The organism is Ferranicluibacter rubi (assembly GCF_011603255.1).
Lineage (GTDB): Bacteria > Pseudomonadota > Alphaproteobacteria > Rhizobiales > Rhizobiaceae > Ferranicluibacter > Ferranicluibacter rubi.
Genome location: NZ_JAANCM010000004.1, coordinates 21,876 through 45,587, shown reverse-complemented (window position 1 = coordinate 45,587; position 23,712 = coordinate 21,876). Strand labels below are relative to the sequence as shown.

26 protein-coding genes are annotated in these 23,712 nt (G+C 62.7%); 3 read left to right on the top strand and 23 right to left on the bottom strand.

What is annotated here, in order from left to right; genetic code table 11:
* Nucleotides 1-11: 11 nt before the first annotated feature.
* The 18 genes from G8E10_RS09280 to G8E10_RS09180 form a co-directional block, all read right to left on the bottom strand.
* Entirely contained in the window at nucleotides 12-2,444 is a 2,433-nt protein-coding gene (locus G8E10_RS09280; protein WP_167128314.1) for a hypothetical protein, read from the bottom strand.
* Nucleotides 2,441-4,792 carry a hypothetical protein gene (locus G8E10_RS09275; protein WP_167128312.1) on the bottom strand — a complete coding sequence of 784 codons (2,352 nt, stop codon included), beginning with the start codon at nucleotides 4,790-4,792 and terminating at the stop codon, nucleotides 2,441-2,443. Before G8E10_RS09275 ends, G8E10_RS09280 begins: the two co-directional genes overlap by 4 nt.
* A complete protein-coding gene (locus tag G8E10_RS25880; RefSeq protein ID WP_343289713.1) occupies nucleotides 4,792-8,025 on the bottom strand; it encodes a transglycosylase SLT domain-containing protein in 3,234 nt (1,077 codons plus the stop codon). Before G8E10_RS25880 ends, G8E10_RS09275 begins: the two co-directional genes overlap by 1 nt.
* 2 nt (nucleotides 8,026-8,027) lie before the next feature.
* The gene (locus G8E10_RS09255; protein WP_110735326.1) at nucleotides 8,028-8,432 is read right to left on the bottom strand and encodes a hypothetical protein; all 405 of its coding nucleotides are present in this window, start codon (nucleotides 8,430-8,432) and stop codon (nucleotides 8,028-8,030) included.
* Nucleotides 8,432-10,543: a phage tail protein gene (locus tag G8E10_RS09250; RefSeq protein ID WP_167128310.1), complete on the bottom strand. Its 2,112-nt coding sequence runs from the start codon at nucleotides 10,541-10,543 to the stop codon at nucleotides 8,432-8,434. Before G8E10_RS09250 ends, G8E10_RS09255 begins: the two co-directional genes overlap by 1 nt.
* The gene (locus G8E10_RS09245) at nucleotides 10,540-11,124 is read right to left on the bottom strand and encodes a hypothetical protein (protein WP_167128308.1); all 585 of its coding nucleotides are present in this window, start codon (nucleotides 11,122-11,124) and stop codon (nucleotides 10,540-10,542) included. Before G8E10_RS09245 ends, G8E10_RS09250 begins: the two co-directional genes overlap by 4 nt.
* A 116-nt stretch (nucleotides 11,125-11,240) precedes the next feature.
* A complete protein-coding gene (locus G8E10_RS09240; RefSeq protein ID WP_167128306.1) occupies nucleotides 11,241-11,822 on the bottom strand; it encodes a hypothetical protein in 582 nt (193 codons plus the stop codon).
* A gap of 32 nt (nucleotides 11,823-11,854) precedes the next feature.
* Nucleotides 11,855-12,286: a hypothetical protein gene (locus tag G8E10_RS09235; protein WP_167128304.1), complete on the bottom strand. Its 432-nt coding sequence runs from the start codon at nucleotides 12,284-12,286 to the stop codon at nucleotides 11,855-11,857.
* 53 nt (nucleotides 12,287-12,339) lie between these two features.
* Nucleotides 12,340-13,284, bottom strand: a complete 945-nt coding sequence (locus G8E10_RS09230; RefSeq protein WP_167128302.1) for a major capsid protein — start codon at nucleotides 13,282-13,284, stop codon at nucleotides 12,340-12,342.
* Nucleotides 13,285-13,307: 23 nt separating this feature from the next.
* Nucleotides 13,308-14,246 (bottom strand): hypothetical protein, encoded by a 939-nt coding sequence (locus G8E10_RS09225; RefSeq protein WP_281517492.1) that lies wholly within the window; start codon nucleotides 14,244-14,246, stop codon nucleotides 13,308-13,310.
* A gap of 204 nt (nucleotides 14,247-14,450) precedes the next feature.
* The gene (locus tag G8E10_RS09220) at nucleotides 14,451-16,052 is read right to left on the bottom strand and encodes a portal protein (RefSeq protein WP_343289712.1); all 1,602 of its coding nucleotides are present in this window, start codon (nucleotides 16,050-16,052) and stop codon (nucleotides 14,451-14,453) included.
* Nucleotides 16,053-16,137: 85 nt separating this feature from the next.
* The gene (locus G8E10_RS09210; protein WP_281517491.1) at nucleotides 16,138-16,659 is read right to left on the bottom strand and encodes a hypothetical protein; all 522 of its coding nucleotides are present in this window, start codon (nucleotides 16,657-16,659) and stop codon (nucleotides 16,138-16,140) included.
* 16 nt (nucleotides 16,660-16,675) lie between these two features.
* Nucleotides 16,676-18,271, bottom strand: a complete 1,596-nt coding sequence (locus G8E10_RS09205) for a hypothetical protein (RefSeq protein ID WP_167128297.1) — start codon at nucleotides 18,269-18,271, stop codon at nucleotides 16,676-16,678.
* Complete coding sequence (locus tag G8E10_RS09200) at nucleotides 18,264-18,515, bottom strand: hypothetical protein (protein ID WP_167128295.1); 252 nt, start codon at nucleotides 18,513-18,515, stop codon at nucleotides 18,264-18,266. Before G8E10_RS09200 ends, G8E10_RS09205 begins: the two co-directional genes overlap by 8 nt.
* Entirely contained in the window at nucleotides 18,515-18,766 is a 252-nt protein-coding gene (locus G8E10_RS09195) for a hypothetical protein (RefSeq protein ID WP_167128293.1), read from the bottom strand. The genes G8E10_RS09200 and G8E10_RS09195 overlap by 1 nt, the downstream gene beginning before the upstream one ends.
* On the bottom strand, nucleotides 18,763-19,041 hold the full coding sequence (locus G8E10_RS09190; RefSeq protein WP_167128291.1) for a hypothetical protein: 279 nt from the start codon (nucleotides 19,039-19,041) through the stop codon (nucleotides 18,763-18,765). Before G8E10_RS09190 ends, G8E10_RS09195 begins: the two co-directional genes overlap by 4 nt.
* Before the next feature lie 54 nt (nucleotides 19,042-19,095).
* Nucleotides 19,096-19,317, bottom strand: a complete 222-nt coding sequence (locus tag G8E10_RS09185) for a hypothetical protein (RefSeq protein WP_167128289.1) — start codon at nucleotides 19,315-19,317, stop codon at nucleotides 19,096-19,098.
* Between the two features lie 165 nt (nucleotides 19,318-19,482).
* Complete coding sequence (locus G8E10_RS09180; RefSeq protein ID WP_167128287.1) at nucleotides 19,483-20,013, bottom strand: hypothetical protein; 531 nt, start codon at nucleotides 20,011-20,013, stop codon at nucleotides 19,483-19,485.
* Nucleotides 20,014-20,299: 286 nt separating this feature from the next.
* On the opposite strand from G8E10_RS09180, the gene G8E10_RS09175 reads away from it, so the two are divergent.
* The 3 genes from G8E10_RS09175 to G8E10_RS09165 are packed head-to-tail and all read left to right on the top strand — an operon-like array spanning nucleotide 20,300 to nucleotide 21,095.
* Nucleotides 20,300-20,617, top strand: a complete 318-nt coding sequence (locus G8E10_RS09175; protein ID WP_167128285.1) for a helix-turn-helix domain-containing protein — start codon at nucleotides 20,300-20,302, stop codon at nucleotides 20,615-20,617.
* Nucleotides 20,614-20,805, top strand: a complete 192-nt coding sequence (locus tag G8E10_RS09170) for a hypothetical protein (RefSeq protein WP_167128283.1) — start codon at nucleotides 20,614-20,616, stop codon at nucleotides 20,803-20,805. Before G8E10_RS09175 ends, G8E10_RS09170 begins: the two co-directional genes overlap by 4 nt.
* Nucleotides 20,802-21,095 carry a hypothetical protein gene (locus tag G8E10_RS09165; protein WP_167128281.1) on the top strand — a complete coding sequence of 98 codons (294 nt, stop codon included), beginning with the start codon at nucleotides 20,802-20,804 and terminating at the stop codon, nucleotides 21,093-21,095. The genes G8E10_RS09170 and G8E10_RS09165 overlap by 4 nt, the downstream gene beginning before the upstream one ends.
* A 15-nt stretch (nucleotides 21,096-21,110) precedes the next feature.
* Here the strand turns inward: G8E10_RS09165 and G8E10_RS09160 are convergent, their stop codons facing one another.
* Genes G8E10_RS09160 through G8E10_RS09140 form a run of 5 tightly spaced genes read right to left on the bottom strand, consistent with a single transcriptional unit; the run spans nucleotide 21,111 to nucleotide 23,711 of the window.
* The gene (locus tag G8E10_RS09160; RefSeq protein ID WP_167128278.1) at nucleotides 21,111-21,317 is read right to left on the bottom strand and encodes a hypothetical protein; all 207 of its coding nucleotides are present in this window, start codon (nucleotides 21,315-21,317) and stop codon (nucleotides 21,111-21,113) included.
* A complete protein-coding gene (locus G8E10_RS09155) occupies nucleotides 21,317-21,580 on the bottom strand; it encodes a hypothetical protein (protein ID WP_167128275.1) in 264 nt (87 codons plus the stop codon). The genes G8E10_RS09160 and G8E10_RS09155 overlap by 1 nt, the downstream gene beginning before the upstream one ends.
* Nucleotides 21,577-22,257: a helix-turn-helix domain-containing protein gene (locus tag G8E10_RS25875; protein ID WP_281517490.1), complete on the bottom strand. Its 681-nt coding sequence runs from the start codon at nucleotides 22,255-22,257 to the stop codon at nucleotides 21,577-21,579. Before G8E10_RS25875 ends, G8E10_RS09155 begins: the two co-directional genes overlap by 4 nt.
* 46 nt (nucleotides 22,258-22,303) lie before the next feature.
* Nucleotides 22,304-22,831 (bottom strand): hypothetical protein, encoded by a 528-nt coding sequence (locus tag G8E10_RS09145; RefSeq protein ID WP_167128272.1) that lies wholly within the window; start codon nucleotides 22,829-22,831, stop codon nucleotides 22,304-22,306.
* A complete protein-coding gene (locus G8E10_RS09140) occupies nucleotides 22,773-23,711 on the bottom strand; it encodes a hypothetical protein (RefSeq protein ID WP_167128269.1) in 939 nt (312 codons plus the stop codon). The genes G8E10_RS09145 and G8E10_RS09140 overlap by 59 nt, the downstream gene beginning before the upstream one ends.
* Between the last annotated feature and the right edge of the window lies 1 nt (nucleotide 23,712).

The window sequence follows — 23,712 nt, the reverse complement described above, 5'->3', positions numbered from 1 at the left end:
CAAAGCACAGGCTACTTGCCAGCGATGTTCCCGAGGTCAGGCGCGCGGGTCGGCAGCGGGTCGCCCGGGCCCCACCAGAACGATTGCCCGAACTCCTTCTTCATCCGCCGCTCATACCGCGAAAACGTCTGCCGATAGTTCGGGTCGACCATGGCCTGCACGTTGTCGAACAGCAGGCGATCGGTCGCAATCTTGGAGAACCAGAGCGACGAGCCGGGAGTCCATGCCTTGACGTGCTGGGCCAGCATCTTGCCGGTCATCTCCTTGTTGCCGGATACCGCCTGCATGAAGTCGCCGACGCCGGAGAAGATCGCGCCCGGCCCCGGGCCCATGGCATATTCCGTCAAGCCATCCCCGCCGCGTGTCGTCGAGCTGTATACGAGATCACCTAGCATGCCGCCGCCACCTCCGCGGATGAACGCCTGAGTCCAGAACTCTTGCGTCGCCATATCCTGCGGATCTCGCCCGGCGACGATGGACTGCATCTGCGATGTCACCGCCCCGGCGACAGTCATCAGCGTGACCAGCTTCAGGCCGGCGGCCGTCTTGCCCCATGCACCATCCTGCACGGCGGTGCGCATGATGTGCGTCATCATGAAGGTCATGGGGAAGCTCTTGAACTGCGTCGCCGAGCGGACGATCTCACCCATGAAGGTACCGCGCTGCAGCCCCGCTGTCATGGCGCCACGAACGCGGGCGTCCGGTTCGAGGATGGCAAACCGGCGTTCATCCAAGATGGCCGACATCAGCCGGTCGGCGAGCGCCTGGTCCTCGACACCGTTCACGTCGAAGAACTTGGCGCCATCGGCCTCGATCGGCGGTGTAACGCGCAGCTTGTCCCATTGCTCCGGCGTGAAACCGTACCGCTTGAGGAATCCAGAGAATGCCGGGTCGAGCTTGTCGAACGAGGTTTCGGCCTGCCGGGCGATGAAGCCGTTGAACTCCATGCCCCATGCACGCTTGAGACCTTCGGTCCACACGTTGATGCCGGTCATGCGCATCGTGGTGTCGGCCACCCTGCCGGTGAGCCCCTGTCCGACCACCTCGTCGGCGAACCGCTTCGAGCCGATAGCATGATCCATGACAGATGCGGCCGTGAGGTTGATCTGCCGGGCTATGGCTTCCGAGCCCTCCCGGTTCGTCGTGAGATCCTTCACGAGCCGGCCGAGCACGGCGGTGGCCGGTATGCCGTTGACGTTGGCGGCGAGCGCGGCCGTGAAGCTGTCGCCGGGGAGAGCCGCGATGGTGGCCGAGCCGAGCCGGGCCGCCGTCTGGATGTTGCGCATGCCGCCGCCGATGCCTGCGATGAGCTCGTTCTGCGCCATGCCGAGCTTGCCGGTAGCCGCGTCGAACGTGCGCTGCACCGCCGCCGGGCTGTTGAGCGAGATCGATCGGGCGAACCGCTTGCCGACCGTGTTGTTGCGCAGGGTGTCGTCCTTGGCTGCGACGTCGAGCAGGCGCTTGAAATTATCCTGATAGTTCGGCCCCAGGATCTCGACACTGGCGATCTCCCGGCCCATGCCGCCGAAATGCCCCATCATCGTGTTGTAAAGCCCGCCGTCGCCGACCCCGTACTTCTTCATCAGTCGGATATAGGTGTCCGGCGATTGGAAGCGGAAGACACGGAGCTGGTTCGAGAAGCCGCCAGCCGCACCGGCGCCCGCGCGGCCGAGAGTGATGTCGTTGTAGGCGTTCGCGATGATGCCCCCCACCGCCGCGCGCGGAGCATCGCCCTGTCCCTCGGCATCCATCACGCGCAGGTTGCCCGCCTCGAACTCGGTCATCAGGTCGTTCGTGAACTCGGACTGCGAGAACTTGCGCAGGCGGCTTGTGTCCCAGCTCTGCGGCAGCCGCCAGTCGTCGAGCACGGACAGCGGCTTGCCGGCGCGCTTCACCCGCTCGACGGCATAGGCCGTGGTGTCCGTCCACCCCTTCGCCGCAGCCTTGGCCGCCTGATCACCGGTGTCTTTGCCGAACAGCTCCCGCACGATGTTCCAGATGGATTCGGTATCCTGGCTGAGACCAGCGAACCGCGACGCATAGGGCTCCATCGCGCCGTTCATCATGCCAAGCAGCCGCTTCGTCACGTTCTCGCTGTGGCCGTCGATATGGATGGCGTTGCCCATGGCCTCGCCGCCTTCGAGGTTGTCGCGCACGAGCATGCTCTGCAGGCCGACCGTCAGCCCGTTCGGGTGCTGCTGCATGCGATTGAGCGCGGTCGTGTAGGCGATCGCCTGCTTCGCCGCCATCAGCTTGCGGCGCTCGGCCGTCTCTTTCATGATGCGGGCTGCTTCGAGCGCGCCGGCAGCCTCGGACGAGACCGGACCCATGGTAGGATAAAGCCGGCCCTGCGCGCCTTCGTACAGCGCGAGCGCGTCGTCGGCCTGCTTCTGTGAGATGCGTTGCGCCTGCACAAGGCGCGTCAGGCAGTTGGCGATGCTCATTCCGCTGCGCTCCCGATGGTGCAGGCCTCGATCTCACCGGCGGCGGCGATCTCTTCATCGGCTTCGTTCAAGATTTCGTCGAGCGTGCGCTCGCCCCGGCCGTCGCCGATGTCGATCCGGATAGGCTCGGCCTTGCCGGCAACCACCTGCTCCTCATTGTCGGCAACGAGTCGCAGGCCGTCCATGATCGAAGCCTCGACCGTTTCCGGCGCCTCTGCAAGCTTGTCGATGGCTGTCGATGACAGGCGTTCCTCTGCCACCTGCATGAGATCCTGCCGGCCGACGCGATCGAGCGAGGACTTCAGGATGTCGGACGCGCCCAGGGCGTCGCCGAAGAGCCGCGGGCCGGCGTCGTTCTTCATGGCCTCAGACGCATAGTCGCGCAGGAAAGCCGCCATCTTCGCCCGGCCGATCGGCCGCTTCATGTCCGCGTCGCTGAACAGGGACCGAGCCACGATCTTCGCCAGCTCGTCCGGGCCGCCGAACATTTCCGCTTGATGCACGAGCTCGCCGACCGGACGCCCCTCGTCGCGCGCGCGCATGACCATCTTGACCGCGTTCAGCAGATCATCGGTGATGTCCATGCCGGACGGGATCTCGCCGCGCGCCACGGCGTCGCGCATCATCGACCACGGCGCCGAGCTGTCGGCCAGTGCGCCGGCAATCGTCTTGATGTTGTTGTCGGTGTCTTCGAGCGCTCGACCGAGGAGCACCGGCTCGCCATAGGCGCGACCCATCAGCGCGGACGTGATCCGCCGTTCGCCCTCCTGCGACAGGAATCCATCCTTGTCGATGAGCGAACCCTGCTCAGCGCGCGGGAGCTTCGACATGAAACCGCGGGCGAAGGCCTGATTGCCGGAAGCCTTGACGTCAGCACCATCCAGCCGGCCGAGAAGATCGGCGTCGAGCAGCCGGGCGTCCGCGAGAGCCTGTTCGGAGGCGCCTAGACGCATGGCCGTGGACCGGTTTGCCGCGTTGACGAAGCCGACGCGAGCCTCAGGGTCAAGGTCGGTCACGCGCCGGGCGATCAACACCGGGTTGCGCATGGCGTCGACGTCGAAGTTCTGTGCCTTCAGGAAGCTGCGATAGTTCGAGGCCGGGACGTCGTTCTGCTGATAGGCGCGGCGCAGAGCCATGACGCGACCGTTGCCGGATTCGACAAGACCATCGGCGCCAACGATCGGAGCGCCGGACTCTGCCTGCGCCGAGAAGCCGAGACGCTCCGGCTGAAGGTTCGCGGCGATGCCGGCAATCTGATCCTGCGAAAGCGCTCGACTGCGGTCCCGCGGCTGCAGCTCCGGAGGGAATTCCGGGTTCACGCCGAGATCGTCTAGATGCGAGGTCACCAGATCATCGGCCTCGACCACCTCATAGCGGACGCCGATGTTATTGCCGTCCGCATCGTAGACGCGGCCCGGGCGGGTGTTGGCCTGCGTGAAAGCTTCGGGCGGCAGTTCGACCGGACGTCCGCGCTGGATATCGTCGGCCGCCTTCATCACCGCCGCACGGTGTGCGCTGTCGCCGGCAACCGTCTTTTCGAACCGAGACGCGGGGATTGTCGCCTCGCGCGTCAGAACCGCGCCGGTGTCGCGCACATGCGACGGCCACTGCCCGGTTTTCGCACGGCTCCATGCCGCCGCCAGCCCCTTGAGACCGCCACCGAGCACGGCGCCGCCGACGCCAGCCGCGCCGACCTCATAGAGTGCATCGGACGCGCCGAACGTCGGGTCGGCCTTCTGCTTGTCGCCGAGCGTGAGCGCCTGAATGGCCGTCTCGGATGCGAGGTTGACGCCGCCCTCGATCATCGCGGTGCGCAGGATGCCACCGGCTAAGCCGCCAGACACCGCGCCGAGCGCAGTCGCCGCAATGTTGATGGGGTCGGTCATGGCGCCGGCTGCCGTGCCGAGGAACCCGCCGACGCCGGATCGCATGCTGTTGGACCGCGCCTGCAGGCTGTTGGATTCCTGCCGAGCGCCGCCCATGCGCCGGATCGCCTCGGACTCCATGGTCTCCGGCGTCGGGAAAGCCAGATCCGCCGCAGGGTTCCGGCCCTTCCACTGCTCGAACCACTGTTGCGCCTTCTCGTCGCCTTGGCGGATCAGCGTTGCGCCGCCACCGCCGACCCACTGCCGGGCTTCGAGGTCGCCCTTCTCGTAGAGCTGCTGGATGAACTCGCCCTGCACGTCGCTGGTGTGCCGCGACATGGCGTCGGAGTTGGAGAAATCGCGCATGGCCGCATAGTCGGATTCGAAGCGTCCGAGAAATCCGGGGTCAATGCCTTGCAGCGGAGAACGCGCAGCGAGCTGCAGCGCGCCGGCCATATCCTTCTCTTGAACGATCATCGGCATCAGCGGACCCTCAGGTCGAGCACGAACACGGATGGCTGCCCGTAGCCGCCGGGCGACGGGCGCCGAAGCGCGTAGCTTGGGCTTTCAGCGCTGCCGAACTCCAACAGATATCGGCCATCGGCGACCGCGCGCAGCCGTCCTTGATCGCGGAAGTCGTCGGCACGCACGGCAGTTCCTCCGGATGTCATGGCCGCGCTGATGTCCTGATCCGAGATCGCCTCGACGGTCTTGTCGAAATCGTCCTGCGACATGCCATAGCGCGGCGCAACGATCTGGCTGCCGTTGAATTCGAGTATGCCTCCGGTGATCTCCTTGACGGACTGCTCCATGCGATCGGCGTTCAGCTCGCCGCTCGTATCGCCAGCTTGGGCCGACAGGTCAGCATAGCGCGCGGTGGCCGCTTCGAGCAGGCCTTGTCGTGCACCTTCCAGCGTGGGCGCAAACACGGCCGGTGGCAGGATATCGTTGATGGCAACCGTATTGTCGTCGCTCCGCTTCGGGGCAAGCAGCGGGTTTTCCTTGAGGAGCTGCTGCCCGCGCAGCACGCCCTCGGCGGCCTCGGGATTGTTCGGCACCAGCGCGCCGGCCGCCGCCGCCGCCCGAGACTGGCCGGACGAGTAGAGCGCGGCCATGGTGGCGTTATAGGTATCGGGGCTGAGGTTGGTCGCCATCGAGCTGAGAAGCTGCACGGAGTCCTGCGGCGTCGAGGTGGTGAGTGCGCGCGAGACCTGGGCTTGCATCTCCGGGCGAAGAGCAGAGATCGTGCCGACCTGACCGCGCGCCTTGAGCACATCAGCGCCGTTCTGCAGCGCGGTGAAGGTGCCGGCCCATGTATCAGGCTGGCTGAGATCGAGCGGCGGCGGCGCGGCGATCATGCCCTGACGTGCAGCGAATCCGATCGGGTCATCCTTGAGCGCCTGGGTGCGAGCCTTTTCCTGAGCCTCGATGCCGCTGATGATCTGGGCTTGTGCAGCCGTGGCGCCATCGGCAGCATCCGAGCGCAGCGACGAGACCAAGCTTTCGACCTGTGCGGGCGCCATGCCGGCGGTCTGAGCAATAGCCGACTGGCTGGTGAAATAGTCCGCGACCTCGCGCCGGAGATCCTGATCGTCGACGACGGCGAGCTGACGGGACAGCAGGTTGATGTCGGCCACAGCCGGCGTAAGGTTCTTGTCGTATCCCGCCTTGATGTCGGTGAAGAGCTGCTTTGCATCGGAGGTCACCTCCGCGCGGTATTCCTTGACCAACTCAGGATTGACCGAGTTCGAGCCCTTGCCGCCGCGTGTGGTATCGTCCTCGATGTGCCAGTTCTCGTTGGCCAGAGGGAATTTTAGACCGAACTGCGCTGCATTCTGGTGCAGCCAGCTCACCACCTCAGGCGGCGCGTTCTTGAGCGACTGCCCACCATAGGACAGATCGGCCGCCTTCCCGTGATTGTGCTGGGAGTTTCCAGGAGGAGCCACCCATTTCCGAGCTTCCGCAGCGGAGCCATACTTGATCACGGCTTCTTCCCAGAGCTCCGTCTGACGCGCGACAGAACGGGCGCCGGAATAGATGCCGAGCTTTTCCCGGATGCCAGCCGGTGCAGCCTCAAGCATTCGGGCGACCTTCACGGAGAAAGCTCCATCCATGCCGTCGATGTGGCTGGCGTCCTTGTCGGTACGGGTCTGAAGGAACGTCTTCGCTGCCGTCACGTCCTCCGCCGAGAACTGCGACGCGGAAACAGTGCTGCCGAGCACCTTCTTGTAATAGTCCGCGGACTCCTTCGGAATGACACTGTCGTCACGTCCGGCTGCGATCCACGCATCCGCACGCTTCGCGCCGCCATTGTAGGCGATGAGGGCAGCCTCACGGTCGCCGCCATATTTCGTCATCATCTTGTTGAAGTAGTGTTCGCCATAGCGATCGGAGACGCCCCCGCTCTTGAGGTATGCCTGCTTCTCTTCGCGGGTTCCGGCAGCAGGATAGCCCGCATCGCCGAGTTCCTGCGCGATTTCATCCGCTGTTTCGGGCATGACCTGCATGCTGCCCGCCGCGCCGCGCGCCGAGACGGCATTAGGGTCTCCCGAGCTCTCCGTCTGACGGATCGCAGCAAGAATATCGCCGCCGCCGTTGGCCTGGGAGAGCAGGCGCTCAGCTTGGTTCGTCTGCCCTCGATTGTCCGACGACTTGAATCCCTGCAGCGTGCGCGCCATCGCTCGAGCGGAATAGAGCTCCATGGCGCCCGACATATCGCCGCCGGCGGCGAGCTGCCGCGCCGTCGTGTCGATATCGTCGTTGTCGAGCCCGACGCCCTCCTTGAGCCGCTTCTGAATGACCGTTGACTGGTCCTGCACCGGCTTGAGATTGGCCTTCGTCTGGGCGACGAACCCATTGATCCGCTCTCCGGCAAGGCCGGCATACTGCCGGCGTTCGGCCGGCGAGAGCGACAGGCTCGTGTCCGTCGCCATGCGCTCGGCGATCTTGCGCGCTTCGCCGATGCCGCCGGTCTGCAGCGCGCGATCGACGGTGCCGAGCATCGCCTCGGACATATGCCGGGATTCCATGCGCTTTACCGCGATGTCGGCTTCCTGCTTGCCCACGGTGAAATCCGGGTTTTCGGCGAGCTGGCCATAGAGCGTGCGGGCCTGGGCCTGCTTCTGCTTGTAGGCGTCAGTTCCGGTACCTCCGCCACGCGCCAGCGCCGACATGTCGTCGTCGAGCAACTGGATCTCGGCTTTGACGTTGCCCTCGAATTCCTTGATGTCCGTCGATCGCTTCTGCTCGGAGACGCCCAAGGCAAAGCGCGGCCCCTCTGTGTCGAGCATGGTTGTGACGGCGCCGCGGAAGTCCTTCGGCACCGCCGTCAGGGTCTGATCGCGGAATGCTTTCCAGCTCGAGTTGAAGGACTCAATATTCCCCTTGGATTCCGCTGTCAGCGCGGCGCCGCGCGCACGGATATCGCCGGCCAGCCGCGCAGCATACCCCTGCTGGGCCGCAGCGTTGTAGGATCGGCCGGACGCTGAGAAGTTCGAGCGCGTGTCGACCTTGAGATTGCCGGCCTCGTCGCGATAGACCGCGTTCTGCCCCTCGTTCTGGGCCTCGGCGACTTCCTGGCGCTGCAGCGCCTGACCTGTCGTCGACAGCGCATTCGCGATCTGCTGATAGGGGTTGGCAATTTCGGCCGCCGACACGGAAGACTGCGGACCGCGCGTGACGGCGCCGCGCTGCTGGATCTCGGGAAGTTTCGCCACGGTCAGGCTCCGAAGAACTGAGGAAGGGAAGAAGCGACGCCGCCGAGCAGCGATGTACGCGCGGCCGACTTGCGGAACCGCGCGTCGGCCTCATCTTGGGTCGCCTGCATTCGCTTCGAGCCGACCTCAATCTTGCGGTCGCGGTCGCTTCGCTTCTGCTGCTCGGCCTCGTACGCAACGCCGGTGGGTGAGAACGCCTCGACGCCGGCAGACGCCCGGATCGCGCGGATGTTCGAGATCGTGCTGTTGAGCTCATCTCGATAGCTTGCGTCCACCTGATCGGCCTGGATCTTCCCGACCTCGGCCGCCTGCTTCGACTGAGCGGCCGCGTGCTGTCCGGCCTGATATTGGCCGTAGACGCTGACGAGCGAGCCGATGCCGCTGATTGCTGCTGCTGCAACACCCATTAGACTGTGATCCTCGTGGTGAGCTCGATGAGCTTGAAGGCGCAGGGGAAGGTCGACGAGATCTCGACGACAGGATCATAGGAGCGGCCGGTCTCGCGGTACCGATAGGTGTCATCGCGCATCGGTACCGGTTTGCTCATGTCCTCGCCGCCGCGGTAACTGCCGAAGATCCGGTTCCCGACCTGAAACTCCTGGGTCTCGCGGACGGTGATCATCATCTTCTCGATCTTGCGCCGCTGCTCACCTTGCCCGGCTGCCTGCCCGCCATCGAAGTTCGAGAACAACGGAATAAGAGAGTGCTGGAAGTCGATGCCGATGGTGATCGTGGGATAGTCCGAGAACCCGGAAACCTCCCCGCCGGCACCCACAACGGCCTTGCCCAGATAGAACCCGCCGCCGAACACATCGACCTCGCGGCCGTAATAGACATCGGGCGCGATGGTGCCTGTCATCGTGGTGGCGCTGTCGCACAGCAGGCTGTAATCGAGCTCTTCAGCGATGCCGAGTTCCGCGCCGTTGAAGCTATATGTGGACATGAAAACGACGGTGCCATAGGCTCCGGCCACGCTGCGCACTGCGCCGTCGCCCTCCCATCGAAACCAGCCGACATACTCGCGATCGGCATTGAACTGCCCGGCCACCACCGAGCCATCGGAATTGACGGCAAAGATCTGGCGTGACGGAAATTCACTCGTGGCCGAGGTGACGGCCAGCGATTTGACGCCCCCGAAGAGATGCCGATGGAACCGGTTGATCTCGTTCGCGATGTAGGGGCGCGCGGTCTGGCCTGTCGCGCTGATGGCGTAGAGACCCGTCGTGGATTTATCGAGAAAGATCAGTCCCTCGGTGACCTCAACCGGACGGATGCGCGAGATTTCGCTCGTGAAGACCGGGCGAAACTCGACACTGCCCGGCTGCAGCGGCGTTCCAACGGACACCGGAATGTAGAAGATGCCGCGATCGGTCACCGCGAATTCGTCATAGCCGCCGACGACGTGGAAGACCTGGCACTCCGCGCTGATGGATTCGACCATGGCATTGTCTGGATCGCCGCCGATCAGGCCATCGCGGTTGTTGCCGGCCGCCAGCCAGAAAATCGCATTCTTCTTCTGGTCGAAGTTCGTCATGATCAGGCGCTGGCGATCCTTCGAAACGGATGCCGGCCAGCCGCGAGCGTTCGAGACGAATTGCTCCTCCCATTGCAGGGTGGCACCAATCGCGCTTGAGCTCGCAATCTCCTCGATCTTCGTCACGGCAGTCGGCCCGACAAGCTTCTCGTTCTCGACGGGTGCCGTCAGCGATCCGAGCATGGCCACGGCGATGCTGTTGGGAGCCAGCAAGTCAACGCTCACCACCTCACCCTTGACGTTGGTCTGGTCGGTCTCCACGATCTGCCCGACCGCAAAACCCGCGGAGCTCGTGACGGTGAAGCGATACGTTTTCGGCAGCTCTTCCAAGACCTGGGCGCGCATCGTCGTGCCGTTCGTCACGGTCGTGCAGCGGATCTGCCGCTGTGAATACCGGAAGACGGTGCCGGCGTGGCCTGCAGTGAGGAATGCCTGCGAAAACACGACATCGATGTTGCCGGTCAGCGCGCTGGGCCGCATCGTGATGCCGATCGTGTCCTCGAACCGATAGAACGGAACGCGATATGTGCTGTCCAGTCCTTGGTCAAAGACGTAATCGGCGATCGACCACGACCGGGTGCCCTTCGTGACTTTCAAGACCTTGGTGCGCCCGGCCCAGGCGACGAACATTTCGTTCTCCATCGGCTCGAACACGAGGCTGTCGAGATCGGCCGCCCCCCAAGGTGCCGACAATGAGGCGAGCAGAGTGCCACCCACGGAACGCACGCGCACGCCGCCGGCCGTGAACACCACCTTGTATGTGACGTCGTTGAACGGCTTGAAGTCGGCCACGATGCCGGTGTCGCGAAACAGCAGACGGCGGCCGGGGCGGCGGGTCAGCGCACCGGTATGCGTCGACACGAGATTGCGAGCGCGGCGAACGGCCGATTTCATGATCTCGATGTCATCCCGTCGAACGGCATCCGGCTCAACCTCGCCGGCCGAGAAATCACGCTGACGAATGATCAGATCCTGGATGCTCATACCCGGCGTCTCCCGCGGGCGGCAGCGATCTTGCTCTTGTAGATGTTGCGGGCCGGGTTCTGTTGGTCATTCAGCGGCCGCGCCTCTTCGAGCAAGCCCTCGGCTCGCTGTTCCCGGCGCGTCGCCTCGCTGAAATCCTCGTTCAGCCCGCGCAGGCAGCCGGCCTCAACGTAGATGGTCAGGATTTCCTCGGCCAGCGGGTGCCAGCGCTCTTCCGGCGCCTCTTTCACGGCCATGGCATAGACGTCGGACCCGTAGTTGCACGACAGCACGTTGCCGATGATCTCGTATTCGGTCAGCGGTGTGGTGCCCCAATAGACCTCTTTCACATGCAGCGTGTTCGGCGCGAGGCGGAAGGCATTGCGAGAGAACCGCCGGGACTTGTTCTCGCCATCCGGTATCCGCTCGAGCAAATCGCTCGTGGTGGCAAACGGCCATGTGTGCCGCGCAGTCAGGAAGCGCACCGCGCGATCGAATGCCCCGTTCGCAACGAGATATTCGTCGGTGCCATCATTGAGCACGTTCAGCGTGTTGTTGCCGGTCGCGCGGAGGGCGTTGTTCAAGATGGTGAGCTTGTCCATGACGGCGAGAATGGCTCTTGGGGGCAAGCCGGGCAAAGCACAGGGCATGAAAAAACCGGGGAAGCGGTGCCTCCCCGGTCTCTGTCGCCAGCCGGCCGCGATGAAAGCGGCTGGCGTCAGGCCTTGGCGGTTTCCGCCTTGACGTATTCCGCCTTGTCTTCGTCCGAGAGCTCATTGAACGAGGCTGCTTCCGGCTCGCGGATCGCGCCGCCGATCTGCAGACCCTTGGCGTCGAAGATGCCCCACCAGCCATGGCCCTTGTCGCGGGCGAGGAACGGTGCGGACGGAGCTTCGAGGGCAGGGACTTCGCTCGGGATGTGACCGACCTTCAGACCGTCGTTGGTGATTGGCGTGTTGACGGGACCGGTCGAGAGGCCATCTGCGAGAGCGGCTTCGTCGGCCTTGCGCTTCTCTTCCTGCTCTTCGGCGATGCGAGCAGCTTCGATCTCGCGCTCGGCAAGATCCTTGGCGGCCTTCTCGTCGGCGGCGCGGCGAGCGGCAGCAAGCTCGGTCGAGCGGCGGGCATCGTTCTGGTCGCCAGCCGCGTCCGTCTTGGCCTTCGCAGCCTCGACATATTCAGGCGGGAACGGCGACGCGGACCATTCGGAGGGGTGCTCGACAAGAGCCCGGCGCGCATCGACCGAATCCATTTCGGCGGTCGCGCCGGTCTTGTAGTGAAGCGTCATTTTGTCAGGCATTGAACGGGTCTCCTGTGACAACCGCCGGGCGCTTAGTAGCGCTCGGCGATGAATGCCTTGAGGGTGATGGACGGGGCGGTGCCGGCGACGTCCACGTAGAGACGTTCCCACGGATACGAGACATCGTCCTGTTCGGTGACGAACGGGATCTCGTAGCGGCCGGTCGTGGAGGTGATCGCCCCGCCAGGACGAGCCGCACCAGCGCCGAGGGACAGCTGCGCGACGATCTCCTTGGTGGCGAACGTGTTGTCCGTGCCACCCTGCAAAACGAGGTGATACAGCTCATCGCCCACCGACGTCTTGATTGCCGATACGTCGACGACGAGAACGCCCTCGAAGCGACCCGGGCCGAGCTGCTTGGACGCGTTCGCGCTGGCAACCTGCGTAACGCCGTCCGCGGTGACTGCGGCGGCGCCATCGGCCAACAGCAGTTCGATATCGATATTGTAAACTCTCTGACCCATGGGTCCAAACTCCCGTTGTGGAAAGACCCGCCTTTCAGCGGGTCACTGTTACGTCACGCGATGACCGGAAGGTCCGCGATGGAATCCAGCCGCGTCGCCGAGTAATCGCCTTCCACCACGACGCCGACATCCCAGGAGACGTTCGTCTTGTAGAAGACGCCATCTTCCTTGGAGAGGCCGAGGTCGACAGCCTGCATTTCCTTGAGCTGGATGCCGTTCACGCCCATCTCGGTGAAGCTGACCACGAAGAGGGATGTGGTGACGGCAGCGCCGCCGCCGGCCGCGACTTCGTTGTAGGGAAGCACGGCGGTGTGGCGGTCCTTCGGATAACCCGAAAGGATCGGCAGGCCGGCGTAGCTGACGACGGGACGGCCTGCGTCGTCCTTCGACATCTCGACGTTGCCCATCAGGGTCTGGTTGCGCATCAGCGCGATGAACTTGCGGCGCTGGCCGCGGCTCATGATGATGTGCGTGGGGTCGCGGGTGTTGTCGATCGCCTCATCGAGCGCAGAAAGCGAAAGGGCGGCGCCGCCGGAGGCGAGCGAATTGCGGATCAGGCGACCGTTGCCGACCGTGCAACGCGCCTTGAGGCCGTTGAATTCCTTCGGATTGGTCGAGTTGTCGCCGGAAATGAAGGTGTCGGTGAAAAGCCGGGACTGGCGTTTCATCTGCATGGCTTCTTCCGTCGCACGGCGACCTTCACCGTGGCGCAGGATGATGGCCTTGTCGACCTTCAGGAGCACGTCGATCGGAAAGCTGGTTTCCTGGAAAGGCGTGATCTTGCCCTGAGACGTGCTCGGGCCTTCATTGATCGCGCGGAATGCGGCACTGCCGATGTCGGTCTCGCGATAGCCCTCGTAAGCGGCGCCGGAGAAACCCTTGAAGGGCAGAGCCTGGATGATGTCCGACTCTGCAGCAAAGGTCTCGATCAGCGGACGCTCGATCGAGGTCTTCTCGAGACCCTTGGCATATTCGGGAAGCGTCATTACGTCGGGCATTGAAAGACTCCTTCAGGCCGTCACTATTTCGAGTGCTGACGGGCGTAGTTGATGCGAGCGGAGGGAGACATCTTGTTGTACTCCTCATCCGACAGTTCTGTTTTTTCGACATCGCGACCCGCACCGGGATTGCCCTGAACGGTACCTCTGTTGAGGCGCATCAGCGCCTCGAACGCTTCGACCTGCTTGGCCGTGTACATCATCGGCGCCAGCGCCTGGGCAGCGTCGCCGCCGAGCTTGGCACCGAGCCATGCCGTGACTGCATTGACGCGCTCGACGGCCTTTGACCCGAGGGCTTCCTTCTGAGCGGCGAGCGCTTCGGTCAGGCGGCCCTGCTCGGCGATGTCCATCTGCGCGCCAAGGGCGATCATGCCCTCGAACTGCGACTGACTCATCTTGTTGGCATGGGCGTAATCGCGAAGAGCGCCGACGCGGGGATCGGCGTCGTCGATGATGGATTCCTGACCTTCCGGCAGCTTGACGCCATCGGGCAGCTTGAAGTCCTTCGGCAGAGCGACCTTGTAGCCATCCGGCTTATCAGGCACCTGCGCGAGATTGGCGTCGTGCTCGGCCTTGAAGGCAACGAGTGAATTGAGATCGTCGGCCTTGAAGCCCTTTTCCGCGTCCCAGAAGGACTCGGGGATATAGTCGGGGCGCTCGGCCTTCGTGGGTTCTGCCGGCGCCTGAGGCGCGGCGGGATCGGCGGGAGGTGCCGGCTCCTTGCCGGCCGGAGCAGCGGGCGCCGCCGGAGCCGCCGGAGCAGCGGGCGAGGCAGGAGCGGAAGGTGTTGGGCCGCCGGAGACCGGGCCGCCTTCCGGAGCAAGCGTGGCACGCGGGCCGAACGGAGAAGAGAACGCGAAAGCGCCCGGGCTACGCCCGACCAGCGGGGCCGGCCCGCCTGCTTTTTCGCTGTCTCCCTGGTAATCCATGCCGTCGCTCATCCGTTCCGTCTTCTGGCCCATCGCTCTTTTCCGCCTCTGTCATCGCAATCAGATCGGCCGCGAATGTGCGGCGAGCGTTGTGAGCGTGCAAAGCACAGGTCTCGGGGGGGCCGATCTCCTCGACCACGGACTGCAGAAGGGCAAAAAAAGCGACGCCCTCGCGCTGGCGCGAAAACCAGTTGAGCGCGGCCTTGACGTCGGGATCTGAGAGTTTCATGCGCGTCCTCACTTCCCCTGCGTCGGCAGCATGCCGGACTGCTGCGCGGCGCCGAGCACCGACTGCACGAGATCGGCGGTCTCTTTTTCGCCGCGCAGAACGACCACCTCGTCTTTGAGGAGGGTCTGAAAGTTTTCCGCGGTCTTGCGCTCATCGATCGCGGCCTGCGACGTTTCCGGGAAATAGCTCTTGAGCATGGTCAGCAGGTTGCCGGCGACCTGAACTTTCTGATTGTCCGCGGCCTGGGTGGCCGGATTATTGGGGACCAGCGTCAGTTTGCGGCCGTTGATCGTGATGTCGTCGATCTTGCCGTCTTTTTCGAGCAGCCACTCGAACCGGCGGTAGATCGCATAGGGGCCCTCGCGCCAGAACTTCTTGCCGGGCGTGCCGATCCGGCGCTGCGCTTTGACCATCTCGTCGGCCCACTGCGTGGCCGTGGGCGGCGTGTCGCCCTTCTGCTCGGGATAATCGGCAAAGTGCTTGCGGCGGATCCGGCGCTCAAGGTCTGTCGCCGTGTAGAATCCAAGATCGGCATTCCCCTCGAAATACAGGGGAACGACGTCTTTGCCGGAGCCGGGCCGCATGGCATAGGCCTTGCCGCTCTCGAGCCCGTTCTCGAAATCCATCACGCCGTCGTCGGGATAGCCCATCGGCGGGTTGATCGCGATGTCGACGCGATCCTGCGTGGCGGCCGTGATGACGTCTAGCACGCGATAATCCTGCAGCGCCTTGATCGAGGGGCCAAAACCCCAGGCATATTCGTTGTCTGGCGAGAACCGGGCGATGATCAGCGGCAGGCAACCTTCACCGGTGAGATCTTCCGTCTTCACAGCCATGCGATCGATGAGGAGAACGTGCTTCCACACTTCGTCCTCTGGCTGGGACCAGTCGCGCCAGTAGCACCACACGACCTCGATCGTGCACGATTTCTCGTCCCGCACCTTCTTGGCGATCTTCTCCGGCAGCGTGATGTCGCCGATGACGGAACGCAGCTTTGTGCCGCGGACATGCCGGACGCGGAACCTGTCGCCGACCGAGCCATCGGCCTCGACATTGAATTCGAGCTCGCGCGGCGGTACCGAGCTGCAGGAGATCGGCCGGGTGTTGTGCGGTTTCTCGATCCACCACGCGACCGTGCCAACGGCAGCATGCGGATCGAGCGTCGAGCCCAGCTCGGATTCGAAGTTCGATGCGCGGATCGCCGAAAAGATGATCTTGTCGCGCTTCTTGCTCTCGGCCTGCAGGTCAGCGAGGTCTTGCGGCTCAATGTCGCCGAGCTCGGACTCATCGAGCCCATTCGCTACCCAATCCGTGCCTTGAGGGAAAAACGCGGAAACCACCTCCGTCGCAAAATCCTCGGACACTTCCGCGCCAATGCCGGTCGCAAGATCTTCCTGCTCTGCATCTCGCCTCTTGCTCGCCTTGACGGTGGATTCGATGTTCCAAGACAGGCGCGGCCGGGTGAAGAAATAGGCCTCCTGCAGATCGGCGCGGGCCTCGGTCTTCTGGGCGCGGGCGTCTTTCAGGCGCTGGGTCGCGTCCTCTGTCACGCTCTGAGGCGGGAACGGGTTCGCCGCTGGCGCGGTCGACTTCGGACGCGAGATTGCCACGGGCGCCCCTTACTTGCCGACGAGCGGCGAGACGCGGCCGGTACCGGCGAGCGCGCTACGGGCGCCGAACATGCGCAGCGACTGGTCAGTCTCCGTCGTCAGCCGGTCCCGCATCGTGTTGATTTTCTCCTGAGCTGCGGCTGCCTTCTGGCGCGCGAGCTCCGGATCTTCCTTTGGCTGCTGCTGTTTCATGACCACCGCTTTCGCCGATAATTTCGCCACCGTTGGCGAGACATTGACGAAAAAGGGCGTCCGGCCGCAAAGCACAGGACTTGAGACCCAGGATGTGGGCCGCCGCCGGCACGCACCACAGGCCGACCGACATATTCAGGTTCAATTCCTGCCCGATCGGCCTTGCCATGCGCAAAACCGTGTTCCCAGCGCTGAAATGCGCGAGCACCGGGTCGGCCTCATGGTTTCCGACGATCAGGACCCGCGATCGGTCCATCTGGAAGTCGAAAAGCACCCATGCCTGAGCTCTTTCCACGAATCCCATGACCGAGACGTGCTTGAACCGACCGCAGGCCAATGCGCGCACCCACCAATGCGGCGAATCCGGGTGGAACGCGACGAACCAGTCGGTCGGCTCGCAGTCCGTCAGCTTCAAACCGTCTCCGAAACCGTCAAAACCCACCGCGGCGCCTCGATTTCTTCTGAACCTTGATGTCAACTGCCGATTTCCGGCCGGCGTGCGTGCCGCCAGCGACCGCGCGGCCCTCGCCAGCGCCGAGCACCATGTATTGCGTCGCGTCGGCGATGTCGGAATAGCGGTCTTTCTCGGGCGTTTCCTTATGCCGAGACGTGCCCTTGATGCGCGCGAAGTGATAGCCGCCGGCCATCGCCACTTTCAGCGTCCGGCAGTTCACGCCGCACACCAGAAGCCGCGGCATGCCGTTCACCATCGTGATCATGGCATATTCGACAGCCTCAATACGGGTCTGGATGTGGTTGTTCTTCACCGGCGCCGGCCGCACCGGCATGCCGAACGAGCGGAAGACGTCATAGGCCGTGGTCTCGTCCGACTGCGTGCCGTCCTCACCCTTCGGATCGCCGAAGAACTCGACCTGAAAGCCTTGGAAATCGGCATGCCGCGATGTCGGCTGCCAGTCGCCGAGCCGCCGATCAAGCAACTGCTTCACCAGAGGCGCGAAGATTGACGCGCCGACGCCGCGCGCCGTGACCTCGGCGAAGATCCGCCACCGATTGTTGACGAGCTGCCCGACCACGCAAGCCGGATTCCGACCAAAGTCGAGCCCGACATAGACCGGCCAGCCCGGAATGGGCTCAAGCGCCGTTTTCGACACATGGCTGTCGGCGTTGAACTGGTTCCAGACCGGCTTGCCGTCGACGAACACCGTGATCTTGTTCAGCACGCGGCTGTCGATCCACTGCTTCGTCTTGCCCTTGATCTTTTCCGCGTAATAGCCGGGCTTGAGCCACTTCGTGTTCTCAGCCAGCGGGTTCATCCGGTAGCCCGTCAGCGTGCCGGCCGCGTCCTTGATCTCGAGCATGGCCGGCGGCTGCACATGATAGCCCCAATTGTCCGGACGCTTGTAGGCAAGCCGCTCCTCTTCCGTCCAGTCGTCCGGCAGCGGGACCTCGCCCATCATCAGCGGGATGAAATGATCCTCGCGCGGCGCGTTCATGTCGGCGATCACGCCGTCCCAGGTCGCCCCACCGTCCTTGACCGCCGGATATCGCCCTGTTCGGCTTTCCGCCTCGTCGACGATCGCCTTGTCGATGAATTCGAGCTCGTTGAACCAGATGCCGGTGAACTCGAACGACCGCAGCTTGCGCACATCGTCCTCGGTATCGAGAGCCAGGAAGATGATTTCCATCTCCACGTCGCCGAGCCGGATCATGTGACGATAGGGCCGGTCCCAGTAAAACCGCCCGTACATCTCCTCCGGGAACCAGTCGAGCCACGACTTCACCGTCGTGTTCTTCAGGTCCGGGAACGTATTGCGGCAGACCGCCCAGCGCGTCTTTCGCAGCCCATCGTCGTTCGGCCGCTGCTCGCACGAGATCAGCCACATCTTCATGATGCAGGCCGTCGACGTGCCCGAGCCGATCGAGCCGCGGACGATGCTCACATGCTTGCGGCACTCGATGAAATCACACAGCACGTTGCCGTCAGGCGCGTAGATCTTGCGACCATCTGGGGCGAGCTCGATCTTCGGGAGAACTGTCGGCCGCTCCGGCTCGATGATCTCAAGCATTGGGGTCGCCGTCCATGATCAAATGCAGACGGTGAAGCAGCCTCGACACACCCGAGAGCCGACGATGCGCATCATCCGTGTGCGTGAACCCCGTGATCACGGCTCCATCAACCAGCGCGGCCGCAAACGACAGATCCACGACTTCCCCGGCCTCAGCTTGCGCAAGCAATTCCTGCAAGCGCTCAACCACTTCAGTTTTCCGCCCCTGAGCCGGGTCGAACTGAACAACCTTCAGGTCAGCCATCACGCCACCTCGTACGTCGCCGCGAAGATATCCCCCTTCACAGGGTAGATCTCGCCCTCAGCACCCCGAACAATCCAGTCGCCCGGGCCTGCCGTGAGGTCGCCGTTCAGCGTCTTCACCACAGCCGACCCGGCGTCGAACCGGATCACGCCATAATCCACCGCCTCGACCGCCCAGGCCGGCCCATCGATCTCCGACCCGGAAAACTGGAACGCCTCGACGACGACGGGGAGCTTTCGGAACATGGTCATGCCGGGTCCTCGACAGCATCATAGGTCGCGGCGAAGATGTCGGGTTTGCAGGGGTAGATCTCCCCCTTCACACCCTGAATGACATAATCGCCGATGCTGGCAGTCATCACGCCTTCAAGCGTCCGGATCTGCATTGTCACATTCGGCGGCTCCGAAAAGAAGACATCGCCACGGCTGATCGCATCGCAGATCCATTCCGGGTCTTCCGTCTGATCTGGCCCGCCGGTCCAAAGAAACGCTTCAATCACGACCGGCTTTTTCCGAAACTTGCTCATCGCTGCAATCTCCTGGTGGGTGAAAAAAATCTCAGTCCTGATCCCCTGTCGAGGTCAGGGCAGTGGCTGAAGCTGCATCGTGATCTTGCCGCCCTCGTTCGCAACGAGCTTTAGAACCAGAAGTGATCCAACCTCCGGAATGACCTTCCCATCGAAAAATTCGTGCGTCAGCGATGCTCCGTCCAGCGTGTGAGCCTCGATCTGCATGAAGCTGATCGTGCTGGGCTCCGTGATTTGCACCGGCATAAACTCAATGGCGTTCTCTGGTTTCGTCATCGCGGCTTTTCCTTTTGCTGGGTGGTGAAAAAAAATCAGGTCCGAACTCTCTGGGTGCAGGACTTGTGTCTGAGGGTGGAACTGGAAGACTCGAGCCCAATTTTGCCCCCACCCCCCTCTGACGGGCGTCCGAAGGAGAACGAAGGGGGTACGGGGTGGCGTTCCTCAATCATCCTCGGGAACGTCCTGCATATGTGGTAACGCCTTACCCTCACCCTTCGCCAGATGCTCTATCTGTGCGCCGCCTGATCGGTCCAGCTTGACCATGTAACCGGGTGTCACGTTGGTGGTGGTGTTGACCTGGACGTTGATCTGCGTGGCCCCGACTGCATGGCTTGGGCGGTCCATACCATCGAGATATTTCGCGCTTTCGAACTGAATGCGTTCGGTCTTGGCGTCGAGCAGATCGACCATGCGGTGGAGCGCACGAGGGCGAGCGCTGGTTCGCAACACCTCCATACACTCATTGAGGTAGGCAAGGACGTTCGGTTTGATGAGTGCTTCACGGGCCGCTTTGTCAGTGAGATCAGCGGCTTCGGCTGCTTCCTTGCGAGAGTTACCCTCAAAGACCATGGCATGGACGAGGGCCTTCTGCTTCTCGGTCAGAAGAGGCTCTTTGTTCTCCTTCCGGAGAGCTGCTGCTGCTTTCTGTGCGGGGAGCTTGTAGGCGGCTGAGGTCTTGAGAGGCATAGCCATCGCTGCTTGTCTCGGTGCCCTTGCTGATCCATCGGAATGCGCTGACCTGTAAGGGAAGAAGGATGCGCGCGCGAAGCTTGGTACAGGTGGGCGGAAATGGACGCAAAGCACAGGTTTATTGTGTTGTGATATCAGTAAGTTGGCTGATCGGGGATTTCGCGTCTGAAATGGAGGGCGCCAAAATGATGCGATTATCGTATGTTTCAGTGCTTACTCACCATACTATATTCACATTGAAACTGGCTTAGAATGATGCGATTATCGTATGGCCTATTTTGAGGATATCATGCCTGAACAGCCACCTCGTGACGCACCGGAGCATATCAGGGCTCGATACTGGCGAGAGCATATCGCCAAGATGTCACGGCCAGAGCTGGCAGAGGCCATAGGCTATTCCGTGTCGTCGATCGGTGACATGGAAGCCGGCATGAACAGGATCACGAAGAAGCCTGTCGATGCGGTGACGATGAAGCGCTACCGGCTGCTGTGCATGACGGTCGGTCTGATGGCTGAGTTCGATTGGGACGAGATGTCGATGATGATCACAGAACCGATCGAGCTGCGCATGTGGGGCAGGCTGAGAGTGAAGGAGAGACGTAAATGACGGGAATAGTGCTGCCAAAGGTCAAGATCGAAGAGCTGACCGAGGATGGAAAGACCTTCTATCGTGCGCGGGTGCAGGTGAAGGGTTCGCCCCGCTTCCACATAGCTGATGCCAAGAATGCCAGCGAAGCACTGTTGCTGGTGGCCGCGAGATGGCACGCCTATAACGGGGTTCACCCGCTGACATGACAGATGCCTACCAACCGAAATACGCATGGAAGCGCACCCAGATAGACGAGAACGATCCGCCTACCGATCTGGACTGGCAGGGGTTCGACGGTGATGGGTATGTGGGCAGGATCCGGAAAGAGACGAACGGGCCGACCAAGGGCAAATGGCAGTGGGCCGGCGGATACCCGCGGACACATGGTGGCCGGCCGCCGACACCGAACACGGGCTGGGTTGATACGGCGCGTCAGGCCACGCAGAAATGCGAGGAATATTGGGATCTGGCGCACAAGGTGATGACGCGGCTGTGAGCGATTTCCAAGCGGTCAGCCGGCACCCCTCAAACCCTTATGCGGTTGAGGCTGATTTCCTTGCTCTGGCCGGCCGGGGGTATCCGTCTTCCAGTGCATGATGATGCCGCGATGTGGCATGACCGACGTGAAGCCCGGCACGATGTCGAAGCGCTCGCAATAGCGCTTGGCGAACCAGACCACGATGAAATACGGCAGAACCTTCGTCCATGTGGCCAGCATCACTTGCCAGCCTCTGTCACGATCCAATGGCGCTTAGCTTCGGGTGGCAGCCGGTCATATTCCTCAGCATATTGACCATATGGAATGGAGCAGTTCACAATCATGGGCATGAGCAGAGCGAGCTCATATGCCGTGATATCCTTCTGAGGCTCATAGATGAATGATCGCGTCTCAGCCATGATCTTATAGATCACGCTGCCCGGCGTGGGATAGAACAACCCTTCATCTGTGACGGCGTCAACCTTGATCCCTTCGTTGCTCATGCCATTGCTCCTCCTGCCGTGTGCAGAACGCTGGAAATCTCCTCGAACGTATTGACCGTCTTCGAGGCGAGGATTTCGCGGATTGAAACTGCGACATCTGCCTGCTGCTCATCGGTGCCTGTCTCGATCAAGAGGCGCACGGCCGCGCTCAGATCACCGTTTGGCTTGGTGGGCTTCACAGGCGCTGCCGCATCAGCCCCGCGGCGCGGGCGGCGCGGCATGTCGAGCAGTACGAGGCCGAGACGTAGCCCCCCGAACCACAATGGCATGATCTCCGGCCCCATTCCGCGGCTGTTCTCGCGCGGCCAGCATTCCAGCTTGGTGACGTAACCTTCCTGCATGCCGGCACGGTGTTCCAACTCTGCATTGCTCATGCCGAGATCTGCCCGACGAGCCTTGAGCGCCTTCACGAGGCCGGCATAGTCGGTAATGATCGAGGAGACCGCTTTGAGGCCATGAACTTCGTCGATCTCGTCGGGGTCGAGGCCGGCGTTTGTGGCGTCGAAGCGGTGCAGGTCGGTCGCCTTGAAGAACCGTCGCCCATTGATGCGCATGGGCTGGGGGAAGCCCACCTTCTCGTCTACCAGCCAGCGTTCGAGCGTGCGCCGGCTGATGCCGTAACGGTCGCAGACCTCGGCCATATCGAGATGATAATCGAGATTGTTCAGTTTGCTCATCGTCTTGCCCTATGCCAAATGCTGCCAATGCGTGTCAGTTGATGCCTTACCAATCGAGGTCTGCGGCGACCGGGTCAGGAACCTCTTGAGCCGGCAAAGGACGAGATGCCGAGCCCTGTGGACCGTAGGCCGCACCGAGGATGGCGCAGTAGATGCCGCCGGTTGGCAGCTCACCCTTGCGAGCGAGAAAGCCGGGGTGCGAGGTGACGGTGAACAGCAGGGCCCGGTCCTCGTCGACCATGCGCTGCGTGGCTTGGGCGATGCGATCCATGAGCAGCATGGGCTTGACCGAGATGGGGCGCTGGTCCTCGAGCTCCATGCGTCCGATCGCGAGCTCGATCTGCTTTTTCACAAATGCCATCTCGTCGCGGATGATCGAGCTGAGCTCAGGAGCTGTCGGGCAGAACTTCTTACTTATGCTGTCGATTTCGCCGCGGATGATCTTCGTGATGGCGGTGGTCAACGCATAGTGCGATGCACCAGCAATCGCGATCAGGTAGCCCTCGATCTTCTCCTCAGGGCTGCCGGTCTTCAGTTCGAGCGAGCGGAAGAGCTTGTTGAGCTCGGTTGCCATCTCGACGCTCGTAGCTGGTCTCAATCGTGCATCCGTCATTTTCTCGCTGCTCCATTTCCTGCAAAATCTTCGAGGTGTAATCGGCCATGCTCACGCGGCCCTGGGCGTCCCGAGCCAGGCCGTCAGGCGGCGGACGGGCCTGCGGGCGGTTGTCGTATTTGTTCTCGATGAGCTTGATCATGCTGGACGGCTGCAGCAGAAAATCGAAATCGGCTTTCCACCCCGAACCGATCTTGCCGAGGCAGAAGTCCGAGCGGCCTATGGCTTCGATCGCCTTGAGAACGCCATTGAGACCGTGCTCCTCGATCCTGGCCTTGATGGCGGATCGGCGCTTGTCGTTGACCGTGGCAATCTTCGGAAGTCCGGATGCTGCAGCCATCTCCGAATATGCATCGACAACGATCTGGATCTGCTCGCGCGCGACTACCACCTCCACTTCGTTAGAAGTGGTATTTGTTGGTTTGTTATCTTCTTTAGGTTTGTCTCGCGGCTGTCTCGGTGTCGTCTCGGAGGAACCTCGCTTGCTGTCTCGCTTGCCTTCTTCACGAGACTGATATCTGTCGTAATTACAGATGGTTATGATGGTTGCGCCTGTCTCGGTAGCTGTCTCGATCATTGTCTCGGTTTTCAGGCGGCCGAGAAACCGCTCTACCTTCGATTTGTGCCATCCCCAGGCCTCTGCAATGAAGCGGACTGAGTGCGCCAACTGCCCGCGATCCAGGCCGATTTTCTTCGATCCAACATACTTCTCCCGCGGCTTCCACTCTGCCTCACAGAGGAGCCACAGCCATGCTTCACGGCGCGAGAACTCATGCTTCTCGTCAAAGAGGCCATGGTCGAAGATGCCACGATCTACGGCAATGAATCCGCGCTCGCTCACG

Bases quoted from the DNA above. Each gene is read 5' to 3' on its own strand.
- G8E10_RS09170 (WP_167128283.1), top strand. From the start codon at position 20,614: ATGACGGGAATAGTGCTGCCAAAGGTCAAGATCGAAGAGCTGACCGAG.
- G8E10_RS09225 (WP_281517492.1), bottom strand. From the start codon at position 14,246: ATGGGCCAGAAGACGGAACGGATGAGCGACGGCATGGATTACCAGGGA.
- G8E10_RS09280 (WP_167128314.1), bottom strand. From the start codon at position 2,444: ATGAGCATCGCCAACTGCCTGACGCGCCTTGTGCAGGCGCAACGCATC.
- G8E10_RS09180 (WP_167128287.1), bottom strand. From the start codon at position 20,013: ATGGCTATGCCTCTCAAGACCTCAGCCGCCTACAAGCTCCCCGCACAG.
- G8E10_RS09185 (WP_167128289.1), bottom strand. From the start codon at position 19,317: ATGACGAAACCAGAGAACGCCATTGAGTTTATGCCGGTGCAAATCACG.
- G8E10_RS09145 (WP_167128272.1), bottom strand. From the start codon at position 22,831: ATGGCAACCGAGCTCAACAAGCTCTTCCGCTCGCTCGAACTGAAGACC.
- G8E10_RS25875 (WP_281517490.1), bottom strand. From the start codon at position 22,257: ATGAGCAAACTGAACAATCTCGATTATCATCTCGATATGGCCGAGGTC.
- G8E10_RS09175 (WP_167128285.1), top strand. From the start codon at position 20,300: ATGCCTGAACAGCCACCTCGTGACGCACCGGAGCATATCAGGGCTCGA.
- G8E10_RS09235 (WP_167128304.1), bottom strand. From the start codon at position 12,286: ATGGGTCAGAGAGTTTACAATATCGATATCGAACTGCTGTTGGCCGAT.
- G8E10_RS09245 (WP_167128308.1), bottom strand. From the start codon at position 11,124: ATGGACAAGCTCACCATCTTGAACAACGCCCTCCGCGCGACCGGCAAC.
- G8E10_RS09195 (WP_167128293.1), bottom strand. From the start codon at position 18,766: ATGACCATGTTCCGAAAGCTCCCCGTCGTCGTCGAGGCGTTCCAGTTT.
- G8E10_RS09275 (WP_167128312.1), bottom strand. From the start codon at position 4,792: ATGCCGATGATCGTTCAAGAGAAGGATATGGCCGGCGCGCTGCAGCTC.
- G8E10_RS09240 (WP_167128306.1), bottom strand. From the start codon at position 11,822: ATGCCTGACAAAATGACGCTTCACTACAAGACCGGCGCGACCGCCGAA.
- G8E10_RS09200 (WP_167128295.1), bottom strand. From the start codon at position 18,515: ATGGCTGACCTGAAGGTTGTTCAGTTCGACCCGGCTCAGGGGCGGAAA.
- G8E10_RS09230 (WP_167128302.1), bottom strand. From the start codon at position 13,284: ATGCCCGACGTAATGACGCTTCCCGAATATGCCAAGGGTCTCGAGAAG.
- G8E10_RS09160 (WP_167128278.1), bottom strand. From the start codon at position 21,317: ATGCTGGCCACATGGACGAAGGTTCTGCCGTATTTCATCGTGGTCTGG.
- G8E10_RS09190 (WP_167128291.1), bottom strand. From the start codon at position 19,041: ATGAGCAAGTTTCGGAAAAAGCCGGTCGTGATTGAAGCGTTTCTTTGG.
- G8E10_RS09205 (WP_167128297.1), bottom strand. From the start codon at position 18,271: ATGCTTGAGATCATCGAGCCGGAGCGGCCGACAGTTCTCCCGAAGATC.
- G8E10_RS09250 (WP_167128310.1), bottom strand. From the start codon at position 10,543: ATGAGCATCCAGGATCTGATCATTCGTCAGCGTGATTTCTCGGCCGGC.
- G8E10_RS09165 (WP_167128281.1), top strand. From the start codon at position 20,802: ATGACAGATGCCTACCAACCGAAATACGCATGGAAGCGCACCCAGATA.
- G8E10_RS09155 (WP_167128275.1), bottom strand. From the start codon at position 21,580: ATGAGCAACGAAGGGATCAAGGTTGACGCCGTCACAGATGAAGGGTTG.
- G8E10_RS09255 (WP_110735326.1), bottom strand. From the start codon at position 8,432: ATGGGTGTTGCAGCAGCAGCAATCAGCGGCATCGGCTCGCTCGTCAGC.